The organism is Kribbella sp. NBC_00382 (genome assembly GCF_036067295.1).
GTDB lineage: Bacteria > Actinomycetota > Actinomycetes > Propionibacteriales > Kribbellaceae > Kribbella.
In genome coordinates, this window is the sequence record NZ_CP107954.1 from 261,757 (window position 1) to 281,605 (window position 19,849).

Annotated in this window: 18 protein-coding genes; 9 read left to right on the forward strand and 9 right to left on the reverse strand. The window is 67.0% G+C overall.

The genetic code is table 11. From position 1 onward, the window contains the following. The first annotated feature begins 7 nt into the window (after nt 1–7). Nucleotides 8–319: a hypothetical protein gene (locus tag OHA70_RS01220; RefSeq protein WP_328327548.1), complete on the forward strand. Its 312-nt coding sequence runs from the start codon at nt 8–10 to the stop codon at nt 317–319. Between the two features lie 24 nt (nt 320–343). On the opposite strand, the gene OHA70_RS01225 is transcribed toward OHA70_RS01220, so the two are convergent. Further along, complete coding sequence (locus OHA70_RS01225; RefSeq protein WP_328327550.1) at nt 344–886, reverse strand: helix-turn-helix domain-containing protein; 543 nt, start codon at nt 884–886, stop codon at nt 344–346. Nucleotides 887–940: 54 nt separating this feature from the next. Between OHA70_RS01225 and OHA70_RS01230 the strand changes: the two genes are divergently transcribed. From OHA70_RS01230 to OHA70_RS01240, 3 genes are read left to right on the forward strand one after another with little or no spacing between them, the layout of a single operon-like run. Beyond that, nucleotides 941–2,212, forward strand: a complete 1,272-nt coding sequence (locus OHA70_RS01230) for an alpha/beta hydrolase (protein ID WP_328327552.1) — start codon at nt 941–943, stop codon at nt 2,210–2,212. A gap of 16 nt (nt 2,213–2,228) precedes the next feature. Continuing rightward, nucleotides 2,229–2,642, forward strand: a complete 414-nt coding sequence (locus OHA70_RS01235; protein WP_328327555.1) for a hypothetical protein — start codon at nt 2,229–2,231, stop codon at nt 2,640–2,642. Nucleotides 2,643–2,658: 16 nt separating this feature from the next. Next, nucleotides 2,659–3,066 carry a VOC family protein gene (locus OHA70_RS01240; protein WP_328327557.1) on the forward strand — a complete coding sequence of 136 codons (408 nt, stop codon included), beginning with the start codon at nt 2,659–2,661 and terminating at the stop codon, nt 3,064–3,066. Here the strand turns inward: OHA70_RS01240 and OHA70_RS01245 are convergent. Genes OHA70_RS01245 through OHA70_RS01255 form a run of 3 tightly spaced genes read right to left on the reverse strand, consistent with a single transcriptional unit; the run spans nt 3,063 to nt 8,078 of the window. After that, nucleotides 3,063–4,562 (reverse strand): ATP-binding protein, encoded by a 1,500-nt coding sequence (locus tag OHA70_RS01245; protein WP_328327559.1) that lies wholly within the window; start codon nt 4,560–4,562, stop codon nt 3,063–3,065. The genes OHA70_RS01240 and OHA70_RS01245 overlap by 4 nt on opposite strands. 17 nt (nt 4,563–4,579) lie before the next feature. Further along, nucleotides 4,580–6,241 (reverse strand): FAD-dependent oxidoreductase, encoded by a 1,662-nt coding sequence (locus OHA70_RS01250; protein WP_328327561.1) that lies wholly within the window; start codon nt 6,239–6,241, stop codon nt 4,580–4,582. A gap of 55 nt (nt 6,242–6,296) precedes the next feature. Beyond that, nucleotides 6,297–8,078 carry a chitinase gene (locus OHA70_RS01255; protein ID WP_328327563.1) on the reverse strand — a complete coding sequence of 594 codons (1,782 nt, stop codon included), beginning with the start codon at nt 8,076–8,078 and terminating at the stop codon, nt 6,297–6,299. A 237-nt stretch (nt 8,079–8,315) separates the two neighbouring features. Here OHA70_RS01255 and OHA70_RS01260 point away from each other — a divergent pair, with 237 nt between their 5' ends. Next, on the forward strand, nt 8,316–11,306 hold the full coding sequence (locus OHA70_RS01260) for a S8 family peptidase (RefSeq protein ID WP_328327565.1): 2,991 nt from the start codon (nt 8,316–8,318) through the stop codon (nt 11,304–11,306). Between the two features lie 5 nt (nt 11,307–11,311). Here the strand turns inward: OHA70_RS01260 and OHA70_RS01265 are convergent, their stop codons facing one another. Then, on the reverse strand, nt 11,312–12,106 hold the full coding sequence (locus tag OHA70_RS01265) for a helix-turn-helix transcriptional regulator (protein ID WP_328327567.1): 795 nt from the start codon (nt 12,104–12,106) through the stop codon (nt 11,312–11,314). A gap of 80 nt (nt 12,107–12,186) precedes the next feature. Beyond that, a complete protein-coding gene (locus OHA70_RS01270) occupies nt 12,187–12,591 on the reverse strand; it encodes a hypothetical protein (RefSeq protein ID WP_328327569.1) in 405 nt (134 codons plus the stop codon). Nucleotides 12,592–12,802: 211 nt separating this feature from the next. Here OHA70_RS01270 and OHA70_RS01275 point away from each other — a divergent pair, with 211 nt between their 5' ends. Both OHA70_RS01275 and OHA70_RS01280 read left to right on the forward strand, forming a co-directional pair. Next, nucleotides 12,803–14,128, forward strand: coding sequence for a helix-turn-helix domain-containing protein (locus OHA70_RS01275; RefSeq protein WP_328327571.1), 1,326 nt, complete (start codon nt 12,803–12,805; stop codon nt 14,126–14,128). A gap of 46 nt (nt 14,129–14,174) precedes the next feature. After that, on the forward strand, nt 14,175–15,284 hold the full coding sequence (locus OHA70_RS01280) for a branched-chain amino acid aminotransferase (RefSeq protein ID WP_328327573.1): 1,110 nt from the start codon (nt 14,175–14,177) through the stop codon (nt 15,282–15,284). Between the two features lie 333 nt (nt 15,285–15,617). Here the strand turns inward: OHA70_RS01280 and OHA70_RS01285 are convergent, their stop codons facing one another. Beyond that, nucleotides 15,618–16,004 (reverse strand): hypothetical protein, encoded by a 387-nt coding sequence (locus OHA70_RS01285; RefSeq protein WP_328327575.1) that lies wholly within the window; start codon nt 16,002–16,004, stop codon nt 15,618–15,620. A gap of 86 nt (nt 16,005–16,090) precedes the next feature. Between OHA70_RS01285 and ligD the strand changes: the two genes are divergently transcribed. Then, the gene (gene ligD / locus OHA70_RS01290; protein WP_328327576.1) at nt 16,091–17,071 is read left to right on the forward strand and encodes a non-homologous end-joining DNA ligase; all 981 of its coding nucleotides are present in this window, start codon (nt 16,091–16,093) and stop codon (nt 17,069–17,071) included. A 95-nt stretch (nt 17,072–17,166) separates the two neighbouring features. Here the strand turns inward: ligD and OHA70_RS01295 are convergent, their stop codons facing one another. Together OHA70_RS01295 and OHA70_RS01300 are read right to left on the reverse strand one after the other, a co-directional pair. After that, nucleotides 17,167–17,787 carry a hypothetical protein gene (locus OHA70_RS01295; RefSeq protein WP_328327578.1) on the reverse strand — a complete coding sequence of 207 codons (621 nt, stop codon included), beginning with the start codon at nt 17,785–17,787 and terminating at the stop codon, nt 17,167–17,169. Then, nucleotides 17,784–18,386: a TetR/AcrR family transcriptional regulator gene (locus tag OHA70_RS01300; RefSeq protein WP_328327580.1), complete on the reverse strand. Its 603-nt coding sequence runs from the start codon at nt 18,384–18,386 to the stop codon at nt 17,784–17,786. The genes OHA70_RS01295 and OHA70_RS01300 overlap by 4 nt, the downstream gene beginning before the upstream one ends. Before the next feature lie 87 nt (nt 18,387–18,473). On the opposite strand from OHA70_RS01300, the gene OHA70_RS01305 reads away from it, so the two are divergent. After that, complete coding sequence (locus OHA70_RS01305; protein ID WP_328327582.1) at nt 18,474–19,847, forward strand: FAD-dependent monooxygenase; 1,374 nt, start codon at nt 18,474–18,476, stop codon at nt 19,845–19,847. The last annotated feature ends 2 nt before the right edge of the window (nt 19,848–19,849 follow it).

A 19,849-nucleotide genomic window follows, 5' to 3' on the forward strand; every position in this document is an offset into this window, starting at 1 on the left:
CCAGCAGATGAGGCTCTACCTGGTCACCAAGGACGGCCGCCGGCTGTGGGTTGCGGCGTTGGCTCACGAGAATATGTATGGCTATGTGCAGAACACCGGGTTCTTTCACGACAACAACGCGCTGCGGAACGACTTCTACATCGACAATCGCTTCCAGTACGAAGCGATCGACATCCCCCGAGCCAAGACCCTGATCGCCGAAGGCGTCGGCCAAGCAGACGAAACCACCCAAGCCGACGCCGTCGCCACGTGGCGCTCCGATCCCCGCCCACTGACCCCGACCGACATCTACGCAGCCGTCACCGGCCTCGCCCGCTGAGCTGACAGGAGGCCCAGCCCGGCTTCAGCCCGTCGAGGGGTGGTCTTCGGCTGGGAAGAGGATGGGGCTTAGGAGGTAGCGCCTTCGGGTGGGGGTGGATTTGTTGGTGAGGTTGGGGACGATGGCGGCGCGGAGGGCTTCGATCATGGTGTGGAGTTCGGCGTCGGTTAGCCAGATTGCGTGTTGGAGGTAGCCGATGGGGTCTTTGGTGACGTCGGTTTCGTCGCGGTCCAGGTAGGCGTTGAACTCGGCTAGGAGGGCTGCGGTGGCGGCGGCGAAGCCTTGGCGGTGGTCGTCTGGGGTGAGGGTGCTGGCTACGGCGGGGTCGATCGAGGCGCGGTCCTGGCGGAGGCGGTAGTGGCGTTGGACGGCGCCGCGGACTCGCTCCTCTTCGGCGACCTCGAGGATGCCGCCGTCGGCGAGCAGGTCGACGTGGCGGTAGAGGGTTGCCTTCGAGACGTCGGGGATGAGCTCGGCTAGTTGTGTCGTGGTGAGCGTTCGGCCGCCGCGCAGGGCGTGGACGACTCGCAGGCGGACGGGGTGTCCCAGTAGTTCCAACGGACCCATTCAGCAACGGTCTCACGACATGCTACCTTTCTCAAATTATGAGAAAGGTGAGTTATGGGGACTCCGCTTGAGGTTGCGATGTACGTGGCGACGGCCGCTCGGGAGGGTCGCTTCGTTGCGATCGAGAAGCTCTTCGCGCCGCCGTTGCGAGCGGTGGTCTCGGCCGACGCCGTCGAAGCCGCGTGGACGGCCGAGGTCGGGCGGATCGGTTCGGTGACCTCGATCGGTGGGCCGGTCAGTGAGCCGATGGACGGTGGGCTCACGCGGGTCCGCGTGCCGGTGACCTGCGAACGCGGCAGCCTGACGCTGATCATGTCCGTCGACAGCGAGGGCTTGCTGAACGGATTGCGCCTTGATCCCGGCGCCACGGTCGAGTGGACTCCCCCGGCGTACGCCGATCCCGCCAGCTTCACCGAGTACGAGGTCACACTGGAGGGCGGAATCCATGCAGTACAAGGGACTCTGAGCCTGCCGGGCGATCGCAGTCCGGCGGTGATTCTGTTGAGCGGCGGCGGACCCTTCGATCGGGACGAGACGAGCGGGCCGAACAAACCGCTGAAGGATCTCGCCTGGGGCCTGGCCAGCAAGGGCATCGCAGTACTGCGCTTCGACAAGGTGACCGCCAGCCGCCCCGACCTGACCAGCCATGCGGGCTTCACCGCCACCGCCGAATACCTGCCGCACACGCTGGCCGCCATCGACGTACTGCGCCGGCACCCGACCGTGGATCCCGATCGGATCTTCCTCGTCGGCCACAGCATGGGCGGCAAACTCGCGCCACGCATCGCCGCCGTTTCCCCGTACGTCGCCGGCCTGGCGATCCTCGCCGGCGACACCCAGCCGATGCAGCAAGCCGCGATCCGAGTCGCGAAGTACCTAGCCTCCACGCAGCCCAGCAAGGCAGCCGACGCTTTCGTCGAAACGCTGATCCGCCAAGCCAAGAACGTCGAGAGCCCCGACCTGTCCGAGTCGACCCCGCCGGCCGACCTCCCATTCGGATTCTCAGGCTCGTACTGGCTAGATCTCCGCGAGTACGACCCAGTGGCGACCGCGGCCGCACTCGACCGCCCGATCCTCATCCTGCAAGGCGGCCGCGACTACCAGGTAACCACTACCGACGACCTCATCAACTGGCAGACCGGTCTCGCCCACCGGCCGGACGTCACGATCCACATCCACGAAGCAGACAACCACCTGTTCTTCGCCGGCGCCGCCCCTTCCACGATGGCCGACTACACAACCGCCCAACACGTCGATCCCGCCGTAGTCGACGACATCACCAGCTGGATCAACAGCACAGCAGAAGCTCAGGCGAAACAGGCGTAGATGCTACGCTTCTTGCATGGGTGAGGGTCCGTGGTTCTTGCAGAAGCTGGCGTCCGATGTGGTGATGGAAGGTGCGTTCCTGAACGGGAGCCGGCGAGGGCCCGAGGCGGTGACTCAACTGGTCGAGGCAGTCATCGGAGTACTGCGTGGCTACGCGCCGGTCTTCGAGATCGAGGCAGGTGACCGGCGGGTGCAGGAGTACACGGCGACTGTCGACGGTCAGCCGGTGAAGGGGGTGGCGACCTTCCGCCTGACCGAGGATGGGCTGGTCGACGAGTTCGTCGTCAACCATCGGCCGCTGTCGGCCGCGCTCACCATCTCGCGACTGGTCGGCGAAGCTCTCGGCCAGCAGGGCGACGAGTTCTACCGCCCCATCGGCCAGACCTACGACGACCTGGTCACCTTCCACCTCGAGCAAGGCGACAACTGAACGGTATAAACAGGTCGTGGCCAATTATCCGGACCTGATGCATACGGCGCTCGACACGACCGATGTCCGTGGCTTGGCGGAGTTCTATCGCCAGTTGCTCGGTCTGCAGTACAGACCGGGTGACGAGCAACCATCAGATGACGATGACTGGCTGGTACTTGTCGACGCCAACGGCAAGCGGAAGCTCGCGTTTCAGCAGGTCGACACGCTTCCCCGCTCGACCTGGCCGGCGGACGGCGTACCGATGCAGATGCATCTGGACTTCGCAGTACCGACGCTCGATGAGCTGGAGCGCCACAAACAAAGGGCAGAGGACCTCGGTGCGACCGTGTTGCTCGATCGCACCGAGGAGGAGGGTGAGCCGCTGTATGTCCTCGCGGACCCGGCGGGTCACCCCTTCTGCATCATGGTCGCCAAGGTCTAGGTCAGGTCGCCCTGCGCCTGGATCTCTGCCTCGGGGTTGAGCGGGAGGACGATCTTGAACCACGTCTCGCCGGGTTTGGAGTCGACCCGGAGGTCGCCGTGGTGTTTCTTGACCACGATCCGCCAGGAGATGTCGAGGCCGAGGCCGGTGCCCTCTCCGATCGGCTTGGTGGTGAAGAAGGGCTCGAAGATGCGGCTCTTGATCTCGGGCGGGATGCCTGGACCGGTGTCCCCGATCATCACCACGGCGTAGGCACCGTCGCGCTTGGTCCGGATCGTCAGCGTGCCGGAGCCGTTCATCGCGGAGACGGCGTTGTCGATGATGTTGGTCCAGACCTGGTTCAGCTCGGCCGCGTACGCCGGGATCGGCGGCAGCTCCGGATCGAGCTCCTTCACCACGGTCAGTCCCTCGAACTTGCCCGACATCATCACCATCGTCGACTTCAGCAGCTCGCGCAGATCGACCACCTGGTACGGCGCCCGGTCGATCTGGGAGTACTGCTTGGCCGCCCCGACCAGGGTCGAGATCCGGGTCACCGAGTCGTCGATCTCGTTCATCAGCGACTCGGTGTCGATCGTGTACATCAGCCAGCGAACAGCACCTTCCAGGTACTCCGGTCCGACGGCGGTCAGCACCTCTTCCATCCAGTCCACGCCCAGCCCGACTGCGGCCAGCACCGGCGCGACGTCCCAGCTGTTGCGTACGTCGTGATCGTCGAGCCAGTCGGTCAAGGAGTCCTCGGCGTCGCTCAGCTCGATCGGCGACAGCTCCCGCGCCTTCGCCACCCGCTCGACGGCGTCCTCCTGGATCGCGACGATCTTGTGCAGCTTGGTCGAGTCAAGGGTGCCGTCGGCAAGCATCGCGAGCTTGGACCGCATCCCGGCGACCCGTTGCCGCAGCGTCGCCGCGGCCCGAACCGCCGCAGCGGCAGGGTTGTTGAGCTCGTGCGTCAGGCCGGCCGACAGGGAGCCGAGGGCCAGCAGCCGCTCACGCTGGCCGATCGTCTCGTTGGTCCGGCGCGCTCCCATCACGAAGCCCTCGATCAGGTGCACCGCCATCGGGAACCAGGTGTTCATCATCGTCGCCATCGCGGCCGCGTCGACGACGAAGAACTCCGACGGCTCCAGGACGTACATCGAGGAGGTGTAGCCCTTGCGGTCGTCCGTACCGAAGAACGCGTTGAACGCGCCGGCGTAGACCCCGCGCTGGGACGACCGGTTGATCTCGACCTCTTCACCCTGCAGCAGCTTGCACATCCGCAGCCCGCCGGACATCAGGATGTAGCAGCAGGTGGCCTCGTCGCCCTCGGAGAAGACCTTGCCCTCTTCGACGGCCTGGACGTGACCCTCGCGGACCAGCCAGTCGAGCTGCTCGTCGGTCAGCGACTCGAACAGGAACAGCGTGCGCAACTCGTCGCGGGAGGCCGGGCGCGGTTCGTCGGTTGCCGGCCCGGAAGTCGCTGCCACAGAAGTCTCGGTCCCGGAAGTCTCAGTCACGGAAACAGGCTCGGTCATCAGAGCATCTCCAGGTATCGGTGCACCAAGGTCACGGCCATCGCGCCGTCACCGACTGCCGAGGCGACCCGCTTGACGGACTCGGCCCGGACGTCGCCCGCCGCGAAGACGCCCGGCATGCTCGTCTCCAGGTGGTACGGATCCCGGTCCAGCGCCCAGCCCGGCGGCCGGCCGCGCAGGTCCGGTCCGGTCAGTACGAAGCCCTTGTCGTCGCGCAACAGCTCACCCGGCAGCCAGTCGGTCCGGGGCGCCGCGCCGATGAACACGAACATCCACTCCGTGTCCACCTCCCAGCTCTCCCCGGTCGTGCTGTTGGTGAGCGTCACGCACTCCAAGTGTTCCGCACCCTTGCAGGACACCACCTGCGTACAGGTGTGCACCTCGATGTTGTCGATGCCGCCGATCTGATCGATCAGATACGACGACATGGTCGCCTCGAGCGAGGGACCTCTTACCAGCATATGCACGCGTTTCGCATGCCGGGAGAAATAGACCGCGGCCTGACCGGCGGAGTTCGCTCCGCCGATGATGTAGACCTCCTGGCCGGCGCAGGCCGGACCCTCGGTCGTCGCGGAGCCGTAGTAGATCCCGCGGCCGCTGAGGTCGTCCACGCCGGGCGCTGCGAGGGTCCGGTACGAGACGCCGGTCGCCAGGATCACCGAGTGCGCGGCGATCTCGCTGCCGTCGGAGAACTCCAGCCGCCGGGCGGATCCGTTCGTCTCCAGCTTGACCACCTCGCGAGCGGTCAGCAGCTCGGCACCGAAGCGGATGGCCTGTCGCCGGGCCCGGTCGGTCAGCTGTGCCCCGGACACCCCATCAGGGAAGCCCAGGTAGTTCTCGATCCGGCTCGACTGACCCGCTTGTCCACCAGTCGCCACCTGCTCGACCAGTACTGTCCTCAGGCCCTCACTAGCCCCGTACACGGCAGCACCGAGCCCCGCCGGCCCGCCACCGACCACCACGAGGTCGTAGAACTCCTCTGCGGGGTGGGTCGACAGCCCGACCTTGTCGGCAAGGTCGGCCTCGGTCGGCGCGACCAGGACCGTACCGTCCGGGGTGATGATGACCGGCAGCGTCGTACCGTCGATATCGGCGGCCGCGAGCAGCCGTTGGCTCTCCTCGTCGTCGACGCCCATCCAGCGGTACGGCACGGCGTTGCGAGCGAGGAAGTCGCGTGCGGCGAAGGACGGGGCCGACCAGCGGTGGCCGATCACCCGGGTCTCGTCGGCGGGCACGTCCGGAGTGGACTTCCACAGGTCGAGCATGGAGTCGACCACCGGGTAGAGCTTCTCCTCCGGCGGGTTCCACGGCTTGAGCAGGTAGTGGTCGAGGTCGACCACGTTGATCGCCTGGATGGCGGCGTCGGTGTCGGCGTACGCGGTCAGCAGGACTCGGCGGGCGAGCGGGAACAGGTCCATCGCCGCTTCGAGGAAGTCGATCCCGGACATCCCCGGCATCCGGTAGTCCGCGAGCAGCAGGGCGACGGGCTCGCCCCGCAGCTTGAGCTCCTTGAGCGCCTCAAGGGCTTGGTCCGGGGACTCGGCCCGGACGATCCGGTTGTCCTCGGCGTACCGGCGGCGCAGGTCGCGGGCGATCGACCGGGAGACTCCCGGATCGTCGTCCACGGTCAGGATCACCGGGCGGGTTGTTGACGTTGGCATGCCTCTTTTATACAAGCGCCCGGCCAATTCCGGGCGCCGTTCATCCACAGGCTGATTACGGCAGAGCTGCGAGGTACGGCGCGTGCGCGTTCTGGAACTCCCAGTTGTAGTACTTGTCCCAGTTGATCGACCACGTCATCAACCCGCGGAACGACGGGGAAGAACCGCCGCGAAGGCTGTAGCCACCGCAGTTCTGGCCCTTCACCAGACAGTCGAGCGCTTGGTGAACGGCTGCCGGGGCGGTGTAGCCGTTCCCTGCGCTGCTGGCCGCCGGGAGGCCGAAGGCGATCTGGTCCTCACGGAGCCCGGGGAAGGTCTGTCCGGTGGTACCGACGGGGAAGCCGGCCTTGATCATGTCGGTCATCGCGATGTGGAAATCGGCGCCGCCCATCGTGTGGTACTGGTTGTCGAGCCCCATCACGGGCCCGGAGTTGTAGTCCTGGACGTGCAGCACGGTGAGCGAATCGCGCAGCGCGTGGATCACCGGCAGGTACGAGCCGCGCCGGTTGTCGCCGCCGTTGCCGCCGTCGCCGTAGAACTGGTAGCCGATCTGCACGAAGAACGTCTCCGGCGCCATCGTCAGCACGAACTTCGTCCCGTACTTCGCCTTCAGCGTCTTGAGCGCGCTGATCAGGTTGACCACCACGGGCGTGGTCGGGTTGCGGAAGTCGGTGTCGCCGGGGTTCAGGTAGAGCGAGTGGCCCTCGAAGTCGACGTCGAGCCCGTCGAGTCCCCAGCGGTCGATGATCGCGCTGACCGAGTTGACGAAAGTGTCGCGGGCCGCCGCGGTGGTGAGTTGCACCTGGCCGTTCTGGCCGCCGATCGAGAGCAGGACCTTCTTGCCTTGGGCCTGCTTGGCCTTGATGGCGGCGAGGAAGTCCGCGTCGCTCTCCACGTTCGCGCACTCGCTGGCAGGGCAGCGGTTGAAGCGGATGTCGCCTGACGTGACAGAGGTCGGCTCGCCGAACGACAGGTTGATGATGTTCCACTGCGATGGGATGTCGGCCATCCGGACGTAGCCGGAGCCGTTGGCGAAGCTTGCGTGGAGGTAGCCGATCAGCGCGTGCTTCGGGAGGCCGGTACTGGTGCAGCCTGCGGTAGTACCGGAGGCTGCTGCGCTCTTGGCCGACTCACCGTTGCTGTTGTACGCCGCAACTGTGTAGCTGTGGCTAGTGCATGCCGCTAGTCCGTCGACACTGGTTGAGGTGCCAGTGACTGTCTTGACCGGGGTAGCCCCCTCGTAGACGCGGTAGCCGGTCACTGTTCCCGTGGAGGCTCCCCAGCTCAGAGAGATCGCGCTGCTCGTAGTACCGGTCACAGAAGGAGTCCCCGGTACTCCGGGAGCGCCACCGGCCGGCGGGGTGCCACCAGGGCCATCGAGGTTCACGTCATCGGCCTGGTACGCCGGTTGGCCGTACCACCCGTGGAGGTAGATCTGTGCCGACGTCTGACTCGCACCACTCGTGAAGGCGACCGTCAACTGCGTGTAGCCACTAGCGGAAGGCGTCCAGGTGGATGCACCGCCAGTGACGCCCAGGTAGACGTACGAGCCGCGCACCCAGGCAGACAGCGTGTACGCCGTATTGGGCTGCACCGCGACGGTCTGGCTGCACTGGGCGAAGTCTGAACCCGATACCGCCCCGTTGAGCGCGAACCCACCGCTGTGCGTCGGACTGGTGATCACCGAGCCGCCGGAGCAGCTCCAGCCGCTCAGCGAGCCCGCCTCGAAGCCGGGGTTGGTCAACAGGTTCGCGGCCTGCGCGGTCTGGGTGAAGCCGACCAGGCCGGCGATGACCAGCAGGAAACCGAGTAGAGCAGCAGAGCACCGTGAACGCATGGGCGGACCTCCAGCGGTGAGAGTGGATTAAGTAGAGAGCTTTCAAAACTCACCGTCAAGGCATCAGGCTGTCGGATCTCCGCCCTTGTGGGAAAGCCGCCGCCGGTCGCTTTCCGTGCTCGGTCCGCCAGCTGGCAGTTATTCGCCAGCGGCTAGTTGAAGCCAAAACGATGAACTTCACGCGACTTCTTTGGCACTGTCATCGTCGCCAGCCCCCACTGCCCTGGAGGAAATCGCGTGAACCATCTGTCCTTGCGCCGACGGACCGCGTTGATCGCGGCCGCTGTGCTCACCACCGCCGCCTTCACCGCATCCGCGGGCAACGCGGCACTCACTCTCGGCACGGCCCAGCCAGACAACCTGGCCGGCTCGCTGCAGCTCCCCCATTTCGCCCCCGGCCGGTACGTCGTGACGCTGGCCGACAAGCCGCTGGCGACGTACCAGGGTGGCGTGGCCGGGCTGAAGGCCACCAAGCCCGCCAAGGGCAAGAAGGTAGACACCACGGCCCCGGACTCCAAGCGCTACAGCAACTGGCTCGGCAGCCGCCAGAACACCGTCGCCGCCGCAGTCGGTGCCAAGGCGACCCGGCACTACTCGACGGCCGTCAACGCCTTCGCTGCCTCACTGACCAGCCAGCAGGTCTCTGCCTTGAGCAAGACCCCAGGTGTCGTCGCAGTGACGCCGGATCAGCTGCACCAGGCCCTGGACGACAAGAAGCCCACCGACTTCCTCAAGCTGTCCGGCAACTCCGGCGTCTGGAAGGCACTGGGCGGCAACGCCGAGGCAGGCAAGGGCGTCGTGGTCGGTGTGGTCGACACGGGCATCTGGCCGGAGAGTGCATCACTCTCCGGACCCAAGCTGGGCACTAAGGCCTCCGCCACCAGCCCGTACCGCGTCGGCGACAGCATCGTCATGCACAAGGCGGACGGGAACGACTTCACCGGCTCCTGCCAGGCAGGTGAGGACTTCACTGCCGACCTGTGCAACACCAAGCTCATCAGCGCCAAGTACTTCGGGGACGCCTGGCTCGGCGCCACCCCACCCGAGGCCCGCGCCGACTACGCCTCCCCGCGCGACGGTGAAGGCCATGGCACGCACACTGCGACCACTGCGGCCGGCCGTGCGGGTGTGGACGTCTCCGAGAGCGGCATCAACTTCGGCACGATCTCCGGTGTCGCCCCGGCGGCCAAGATCGCCGTCTACAAGGCGTTGTGGACCGGCAAGGACGGGGTCGGCTCGGGCGGCTACACGTCCGACATCCTCGCCGCGATCGACCAGGCAGTCGCGGACGGCGTCGACGTGATCAACTACTCCGTCGGCTCCATCTTCGAGTCCGCGCACACGGACCCGGTGCAGCTCGCCTTCCTGTCCGCTGCATCGGCGGGCATCTTCGTCTCGGCCGCTGGTGGCAACTCGGGCCCGGAGCCGTCGTCACTCGACAACACCTCGCCGTGGGTTACGACGGTCGGCGCGAGCACGGTGGCGCCGTACGAGGGAACAGTGGTCCTTGGCAACGGCGAGAAGTACGCCGGGCTGAGCACGTCGATCGCTACCAAGGTAGGCGCCAAGGCACTCGTCACCGGGGCGGCTGGTCGGGTGAGCAGCGCTACGGAGTACGACGGGTCGCAGTGCCTGCCCAACACGCTCGACTCGGCGCAGGTGGCCGGGAAGATCGTGGTGTGCGACCGGGGCGTGGGTGCCCGTGTCGACAAGTCTGCAGAGGTCAAGCGAGCCGGTGGCGTTGGCATGGTGCTGCTTAACCTCACCGATCAAGACATGGTGGCCGACTCTCACGCAGTACCGACTGTGCACCTCAACACCCCCGGATCGCTCTCAGTGAAGGCATACGCCGGTACTGCCGGTGCTACTGCGCAGCTAGTACCCGGCAACCTGACCTCGGCTGTTACGCCCTACCCGCAGATGGCCGACTTCTCGTCGCGTGGCCCGTCGCTGTCGAGCCATGGCGACCTGCTGAAGCCGGACCTCGCTGCGCCGGGTGTGAACGTTCTGGCCGCGGTAGCCCCGCCCAGCAACGCGGGGCACAGCTACGCCTTCTACTCCGGTACTTCGATGGCCGCACCGCACATCGCCGGCCTGGCTGCCCTCTACCTCGGCAAGCACCCCGACTGGACCCCCATGATGGTCAAGTCGGCGCTTATGACGACCACTAGTGACGTGAAGACCTCCACTGGTGCCGTCGACAATGACCCGTTCGCTAGGGGCGCCGGTGAGGTCCAGCCGTCGCGCATGCTCGACCCGGGGCTCGTGTACGACTCGGGTGACGCCGACTGGCTCGGGTACCTCGAGGGCAGCGGGGTTGACACCGGTACAGGAGTACCGGCGATCGACCCGAGCAACTACAACGCGCCGTCGATCGCTGTCGGGGAACTGGTCGGCACGCAGACCATCACCCGTCGGGTGACCGCCGTGACCGGCGGGCTCTACCGGGCCACGGTGTCCGTGCCTGGCATGAAGGCGGTCGTCACCCCGTCGATCCTGAACCTGCAGACCGGCCAGACGAAGTCCTTCACGGTCAAGCTCACTCAGGACACCGCACCGTCGCACGAGACGACCAGCGGCTGGCTGACCTGGCAGGGCGCCGGTACCTCGGTCCGCAGCCCGATCGTGATCGTCCCGACCTCGGTCATCGCTCCTACCAATGTCACAGGCTCGGGCGCATCCGGCTCGGTCTCTTTCGACGCCACGGTCGGCAAAGCTGGTGTGCCGATCAGGGCCTACGGGTTCACCTCTGCTCCGCTGGTGCCGGGTGAAGTACCGGCCGGTGCAGCTGACGCCGACCTGCCGGACTACCCGGTCACCGTGACTGCAGGCACCAAGGCAGTGCAGTGGAACATCAAGACGGTCGACCCAGCCGGCAGCATCTGGATGGTGCTCTACAAGGTCGTCAACGGCCAGATGCAGTTGCTGTCCTTCGAAGGCACCGGTGCCAACGAGGCCTCCGCAACCGTGGCGGCGCCGTCGCCGGGCGTGTGGGGCGTCCTAGCCATCACCCTCTCCAACCCGCCCGGCGCCGACACCACGAAGTACACGATGCAGACGAATGTCGTGACCGCTGGCAGCTCGCTGAAGGTCACGCCATCCTCCGCACCGGCCGCTGGCAAGCCCTTCCAGGTAACGGCTTCCTGGTCCGGCCTACCAACCGGCCAACGCTCCACCGGCTTCGTCGAGTTCCCCAACCGCGCAGGAACAGTAGTAACCGTCAACTGATCCGCCTAGATCCAGCGCCGGCGTGCGGCTTGTACGCCGGCCTGGAAGCGGGTCTGCGCGCCGAGGGACTCCATCAGCGCGCGGACCCGGCGTTGCGTAGTACGGGGGCTGATCCGGAGGTGGCGGCTGATCTTGTCGTCGGTGGCTCCTCCTGCGAGTAGAAGGAGGATGTCGCGGTCGGCTGGGCGCAGGCCGGCGATGTCGCCATTGAACGGCAGAGCCGGCATCGGGATCGCCAGTGCCCACAGCATCTCGAAGGTGGCGATCAGGCCGTCCAGTAGTCCGGACGAGCGGATCAGCAGGTGATAGTCACCCGCTGCCCGCTTGGTCAGCCCGATGAGCGCCGTGTCGTCGTCAGCGATCGCCATCTTCATCGGCACCTGCGCCAGCACGCGGCTGACCTCGCCCGCGGACTGCAGCTCCGGCAGCACCCCCATGATGTCCTGGCTCTCGAACACCTCCGTGCCATAGATCGCCCGGTAGCCCACGCCCGCGTGCAACCGATCCAGCTCCAACTGCTGCTGAGACGACGGCGGCGTCACGTACGGAGGCCGATCCAGCACCCGTACTTCGCGCTGCGCGTCCTCCTGCAGCCGCTCGTAGGTACGGAGCAGCGTCGGCCCGTCCTCGATCAACTCGACCTGGTCCCCCGCCAGCACCGGCTTACCCCGCGACCCCCGCAACTCGTCGGCGACGCTGCGTAGCCGGTTGAGCTGAGCATCCAACTCGTCCAGCGGATCGGTGAGGGTGGACTGGTGAACGGGGGACGGCCCGCTCTGGTCCTCAACTTCATCTGCCAACTGCAACCTCTTCGAACGTTCTATTCCAACGATGAACCACAGAGTAGACCGCGCACCGACCGGTTGACAGCGTTGTCTCGTCAGGGCCCGCAACTCAGGCACGGCCAGACGAGGCCGCAACTGACACATCTCCCATCTACCCCCGGCGCCGCCAGCCGCAACCCACCGACCGCTGCGAGGCTCGACTCGGGCGCCGGGGTGGACGTAGTACCGAGCGGTGGGGCAGCCGTAGTACTGGGTGATGGGGTGGAGAGCCAGCGGAGCTTGGTGGTGCCGTTCTGGCCGTGTACTGCCAGGACTGCGGCGATACCGCCCTCCCAGGCTGACGTCGCCGGCCATCGCCCCCGCCAGCGCAGCGTCACCGTGCCGTCGGACCACTCGACCCCCTCGGCGACTATGACCAGCCCCGCCGCACCTGCCACCGGCGAGGCGCCCGGCGGCCGGACCAGGTGGAAGAGCCTTGGCTCTGACTGCGGGGTATTCATGGTCCAAGGCTGCTTGGTGAGGGGGTGTGGTCACCAGGTGTGAGCTGTGGGCTCTCGAACAGCCCACAGCTGCAACGCCTTGCAGGGTTGGGCTTCGGAAGCGCTGCGGCGGGTTCTGTCGGTAGGGCCTTGTAGGTTCTCGCTACGCACCGCAACCACCAGGCGTGACCAGTGGCCGGCTAGACCGGCAGCTCGAACAGGGGAGGATCCTGTGGCTGAGTTCGGCGTGCAGTTGAGGCAATCCCGGCAGGCGGCTGCCCTGAGCTTGCGGCAGCTTGCCACCCGGGTTGGCTACGACCACAGCTACCTATCCCAGGTCGAGCGCGGCCGGCGCCCCGGCTCGGCCCACCTCGCCATCCTGTGCGACCGAGAGCTGGGCACCACCCCGGCCCTGTCGACCGCCTACGAGCAGTCGCACCCGACAGCACTCGCCGCCGTCGAGGACGACCACCACGTGCGGCCCCAAGCATCCGCCGCTCCCGGCGCCATGTGTGGGCCCTCCATCCCCGAGGCGACCGTTGCGGCGGCGGACGGAGTACAGGCCGCTCGAAGCGCTGGAAGGTTGCCCACCGGAGCCGATTCGCTAGAGGCGGTTCGGCATGAGCTGGCCGGGTACTTCGGTCCGGGCAAGGAGGTCTCGGAGTGGCGCGCGGTGGCAGCCAGCCATGCCCAGGAGTTCGCCACGACTCCCCCTGCCGAGCGCTTGCCCGAACTCACCGCGGATCTGCAGTTGCTGCGGTCCGGCGCTGCGGCCGGATCTGCTGCGCTGGCCCTTCCGGCGGCTGAACTGGCGGTGTTGATCGCGCTGACTCTCGCCGAGCTCGGCAGGCTTCGCGCCGCCGAGCGCTGGTGGCGTACAGCCCGGGCGACCGCCGACGGCTCTACCGAGCGCCGGATCGCCGGCCTGGCCCGCAGCTGGGAGGCGACGAGCGGGCTGGCCGAGCATCGCCCGCTGTCCGGGCTCCTCGAGCTCGCCGACGATGCATTGACGCTGGCCGACCGACCAGTTGGCGTCGCCCGCGCTCTGGCTGCGCGTGCCCGGGTGCTGGCCGCGCTGGGTGATGCAGATGGAGCACGGCAGGCAGTATGCGATCTCCACGCAGTGACGGCTGACCTGCCGAGCCGGCCGGTGGTGACTAGTTCGCCGTTTGAGTGGGCTGCGTTCGAGGCTGATGCGGTCGAGGGGCGAGTGTGTGCGGCACTTGGCGACACGGTCGGCGCTTATCTGGCTCTCGATCAGGCGTTGGGGGCTTGCTCGTCCGGGGCTGCCGAGCGGGCTGAGTTGGAGTTGGTGGTTGCGCAGTGTCTGGTGATGGATGGCGATACGACGGCTGGGCTGGCAGTGGCGATGCGGGTGTTGGTGGAGTTGCCTGATCGGTGGCATACGTACCACCTGTACGACACGGCCGGGCAGGTGCTGGCCGCAGTACGGGGTGGTGATCTGGCGCGGGGTGCAGTGTGGGACTACCGGGAGCTGCTGAAGCGCAGGCCGTATGACAACCGCACTGTGGGCATCGGGTCGAGTGCCGGCGGGTAGCAGCGGTAGCGTGCTGAGGGTGACAGGTGAGAGTAGGGCAGCGACAGTGACAGACGCGTGGGACTTCCAGGTCGAGCTCAGTGCCGAACCGGCGACGGCAGAGGCCCGTACTGCGGTGCTGGCCAAGCCTGGGTTTGGGCAGGCGTTCACCGATCACATGGTGCTCGCGTCGTGGACTAGTGAGCTTGGGTGGCATGACTCGAAGGTGACTGCGTATGCGCCGCTCAGGGTCAGTCCGGCGGCTGCGGTGCTGCACTACGCGCAGGAGATCTTCGAGGGGCTGAAGGCGTACCGGCATGAGGATGGGTCGGTGTGGGCCTTCCGGCCGGAGGTCAACGCAGCTCGGTTCAAGCGGAGCGCGCAGCGGCTTGCGCTGCCGGAGGTACCGGAGGAGGCGTTCCTTGCTGCGCTGCGTGCGCTGGTGACGGTGGACGAGGTCTGGGTGCCGCCGACGGGTAGTGGTGAGACCAGCTTGTACTTGCGGCCGTACATGATTGCCACTGAGGCTGCGCTGAGCGTGCGGCCCGCGCAGGAGGTTCTGTTCGGGGTCATCGCTTCGCCTGCTGGCGCGTACTTCGACACTGGGCCCAAGCCGGTCTCCATCTGGCTGTCGAGCACCTCGATCCGCGCTACCCCGGGTGGCACGGGTGCGGCCAAGTGCGGCGGCAACTACGCGGCTAGCTTGGCGGCACTAGCTGAGGCAGTGGCCAACGGGTGCGACCAGGTCGCCTACCTCGATGCAGTGGAGCGCCGCTGGATCGAGGAGAGCGGCAGTATGAACCTATTCTTCGTGTACTCCGACGGCCGCATCGCTACGCCTGAGTTGTCGGGGTCGATCCTCGAGGGCGTCACTCGCGCGTCCGTACTGGAGTTGGCAGCGGACCTGGGCCACAAGGTGGAGGAGCGCCGCATCTCCGCCGACGACTGGCGCGACGGCGTACGGTCCGGCGAGATCACTGAGGTCTTCGCCTCCGGTACCGCCGCTGTCATCACCCCGATCGGCCGGCTGGCCTGGGACGGCGGCGAGGTCACCATCGGCGACCACTCCGTCGACTACGGCGTAGGCCCGATTACCGCCACCCTCCGCAAGTCCCTCCTAGACCTCCAACACGGCCGCTCCCCCGACCCCCACCACTGGCTAACCCGCCTCGCCTAGCCCACACGTGGCCCGGTGCGCGACCACACACCAACTGGTTGGCAAGGTGGGTGGCGCGGCCTGGCTGAGCGGGGGACGGCCACCGCGGCGCTGTTGGTGTGTGGTGGCGCTCCGGCGTACCGGCTGCCTGGCCCGGTCCGGCTTGCCCCTGCCTGGCTTGCCCTCAACTGGCATCCCTGACCCGGCTGGCCGGAGCGCCATCACACACCAACTGGGCGGCAAGGCGAGTGGTGCTGCCCAGTTGAGCCTGCGCCGTCCACCGGCGGCGAGGTTGGTGTGTGGTGGCGGTCCGGCGTACCGGTTGCTTGGCCGGCCCGAGTGAAGGTCGGCGACTTAACGCTGCGGGAGGGGTTCTTGGCGGCCTACGCCCATTTCGCCGGACTCGTCGTCGGTGACGATCGCGTAGGCGCCGGGCGGGATGCCGGGCAGCCGGGCGACGTCCGCGGCGATCGACAGCAGGGTCTGCTCGTCGGCGCCGGTGAGGTAGAAGAGGTAGTCGCCGCCTAGCGACTCGCCGTCGTCGTAGACCTCGAACTCACCGGATTCCTCACGCTTGATCAGGTACTTCTCGACCGCGACGATCCAGTCGAACTCGACCTCGAGGCCGGGCTGAGGGCTCGCCGCGGCGGGCACGCTGCCGGCTTCGGGCTCGGTGTCGTCGAGCAGTTGCACGCGGGTTTCGACCAGTGGGATATGGATCTCGACGACGAGTTGAGCCATGGCGGTGGTCTCCTGGATGGATCGGGATCGAATACTTCTGACGATGATGATGCTGGATGTCCGTCGCGGCCGTTAGGTTGGGCGGTATGGCGGAGTCCAAAGCGGCTAAGGCGAAGACCCCGGCGGTCGAGTTGGAGGTCGGGGAGCGGACGGTGCGGATCTCGAATCCGGATCGGGTCTACTTTCCGGCGCGTGGGGAGACCAAGCTCGACCTGGTCAAGTACTACCTGTCCGTCGGCGACGGGATCGTGCGCGCGCTAAGGGAACGGCCGTGCATGATGCACCGGTTCCCGTCGGGCGTGGCCGGCGAGAAGGTGCACCAGAAGCGGTTGCCGCATGGCGCGCCGCCGTGGATGGAGACCGTCCAGGTCAAGTTCCCGCGGTACAACCGCACCGCCGACGAGCTGTGCGTCACCGAGCTCGCGCACGTGGCCTGGGCAGTGCAGATGTCGACGGTCGAGTTCCACCCGTGGAACTCCCGCCGCGCCGATACCGAGAAGCCCGACGAGTGGCGGATCGATCTCGACCCGATGCCTGACTGCCCGTTCGACCGGGTACGCCGGGTGGCGCACGTCGCGCACGAAGTACTCGATGATCTGGGCGCGACCGGTTACCCCAAGACGTCCGGCGGATCCGGCATCCACATCTACGTGCGGATCAAGCCCGAGCACGGCTTCTCGGATGTACGCCGGGCCGCGCTGGCCTTCGCCCGTGAGGTCGAGCGCCGCGCCCCCGACGAGGTCACCACCACCTGGTGGCGCAAGGACCGCGACCCGAAGAAGCTCTTCGTCGACTACAACCAGAACGCCCGCGACCACACGATCGCCAGCGCGTACTCCGTCCGCGGCAACCCCGAAGGCACCGTCTCCACCCCGATCCACTGGGACGAGATCGACGACGTCGACCCGAAGGCCTTCACCATCGCCACCGTCCCCGCCCGGTTTGCCGAACTCGGCGACCTCCACGCCACCATCGACGACAACGCCTACTCCCTGGACACCCTTCTGGAGTGGGCCGCCCGAGACGAGGCCGAAGGCGCCGAAGAACCGCCTCCCCCAGACGAGTAGGCGCCGGCATCTTCCGAGCACCTTGAACACCTAATGGCGACCTTGGACATGAAATTACTTGTTCAAGGTCGCCATTAGGTGTTCAAGGTCGCCAGTCAGCCGCTGGGTTGCGTGCCGAGCTCGATGGTCGCGGCGGTGCGGAAGGCGGCCAGGAGTGGGCGGAGCTCGTCCGCCGTCAGCGGTTGATCGCCGAAGACGTCCGGGTCGGGGCGGAAGTGGACGACCGTACCGGTGCGCCGGCCTGCTTCGACTTCGGTCAGGGCGGTTTCGGGGAGGCCGTGTTCGTAGCGACGGGTCCAGGCGCCGTCGAGGCGACGGTTCTCGTGGATGAGCCAAGTGCTCAGGGCGGCGACGACGGACATGCCGGTGCGCGGGAGGCCGTCGGGGAGGACCTCCGCGTCCGGGTTGTCGAAGAAGCGGACGTCGCGGGTGGCCATGATCGGCTTGACCATCGGCAGGCCGTGCTCGTCGAAGAAGACGTTCGTACCTCGGCCGTTGTCCTCGACCGAGATCGAGCCGTCGCCGTGCAGGGTGACGAGCACGCGGTCGGTCGTACCGGACTCGGCTTCGTCGACCGGGTAGGCGACGACCTCCAATACGAGATGGACGAGCCCACCCCGGGAGTACCGGGCAGGGTTGGATCGGATTGCCGCGATGTGGTCGGCATCAGGCAGATGGGTCCACTCGTGGGTGGTCACCGGTGGGAGGTCACTCATGCGCGACCCGCGAAGCCGTGGTGGAGGAGGTTGGTGAGGAGGTCGATGGCCGCCTCGTCGGTGATGGTGCGACCGGAGGGTGGGTTGGCGACCAGCCAGGTGTAGGCGAAGCCTTCCAGCAGGGAGTTCATCGCGGAGATCTGAAGTAGCGGATCCGGCTGCGGTTGAGGCAGGTACGAGAGGTGTCTGATCATGTGGGTGTCGTCGTCCGCCATGATCCGCTGGAGGCGTTGGCCGAGCTCCGGGTCGACCATCGCCGCCTGTTTGATGGCGATCATCTCCGGCAGATGCGCGTTGTAGAAGTTCCAGAACGCGGTCACGTGCCAGCGGACCGACGAGATCTTGCTGAAGTCCTCGTCGTGCGTCAGATCGCCCAGTACTGCGAGGTCGGCCGTCGCCAGCATGTCGACGAGCAGCGCCTCGAGCAACTCCTCCTTGCCGGCGAAGTGGTTGTAGAAGGAACCCGTCGCGCGCCCGGCCGCCGCGGTGATGTCGGTGATCTTGGTGTTCAGGTAGCCGCGCTCGGCGAACACCTCCCGGGCCGCCTGCTTCAGCGCCGCCTCGGTCCCAGCCGCCTGTTCCTTGCGTGTGCTCGTCACCCGACACCTCCTTGACAACGAACCCTAGTCAGGTTCATGCTGAATCGACATTCAGTGAATCATAATTCAGTGGAACGAGGAAGCATCATGACCGTTCTGATTGCCGGTGGCGGACCGACCGGACTGACCCTCGCGATCGAGCTCGCCCGCCGCGACATCGCCGTCCGGGTGATCGACAAGGCCGACGAGTTCTTCCAGGGCTCCCGCGGCGACGGGCTGCAGCCCCGGACGCTGGAGGTCTTCGAAGATCTCGGCGTACTCGACCAAGTGCTCGCCCAAGGCATCCCCATGCCGACGATGAAGATCAGCATCGGCGGCCGGTCCGTCGGTGAGCGCCGGATGGCCGACCCGATCGACCCGACTCCCGACCGCCCGTACCCGAACGCCTGGATGCTCGGCCAGTCCCGCACCGAGGCGATCCTCCGTGACCGCCTCGCCGATTTCGGAGTCAGCGTCGAGCTGAGCACCGAACTGGTCGGCTTCACCCAGTACGCCGATCGCGTGGTCGCGGAACTCTCGACCGGCGAGACGATCGAGGCGGACTGGCTGGTCGGCGCCGACGGCGGCAAGAGCGTCGTCCGCAAGCAACTCGGGATCGCCTTCGAAGGCACCACCGACGACTCGATCCGGATGCTGCTCGGCGACGTCTCCGCTGACGGGCTGGACCACGAGTACGGGTACTGGTTCGCCGGCCCGGACAACCCGATGGAGGGCATCGCCCTGACGCCGCTCTCCGGTGGCGACCAGTTCCAATTCGGTGCGCCGCTCGCATCCAGCGACGCCGACACAACTCTGGAAGGCCTGCAGGGCTTGGTCGACAGGTACGCCGGTGAGGGCGTGGCCAAGCTCCGCGACCTCACCTGGTCCACCGTCTGGCGGCCGAACATCCGGCTGGCCGAGCGCTTCCGGGTCGGCCGCGTGTTCATCGCCGGCGACGCGGCGCACGTCCACCCACCGACGGGCGGTCAGGGGCTGAACACCGGAGTACAGGACGCGTACAACCTCGGGTGGAAGCTGGCCGACGGGCGCGAGGCGGTGCTTGCGACGTACGAGACCGAGCGGCGCACCAACGCCCTGCGGGTGCTGGGGATCAGCGAAGACCTGATGCAGAAGCACATCGACGGCGACGAGTCCGCGATGGAACGCGGCGAGAACGTCCGCCAGCTCGACATCAGCTACCGCTCACCGACCGACACCGCCCCACTCGCCACCGGCGACCGTGCCCCCGACTCCCCGCTGACCGATGCCGACGGCAACAAGACCCGCCTGTTCACCCTCTTCCAGGGCCCCCACGAAACCCTGCTCCGCTTCAACCCCAGTACTCCGTCCACCCACCCCCACGCCGTGACCATCACCCACACCCCAACCCCCGGCGCCTACGCCTCCCCCGAGGCATTCACCCTCTACCACGCAGAAGACGGCACCGAGATCCTCATCCGCCCCGACGGCTACCTGGGCTAACT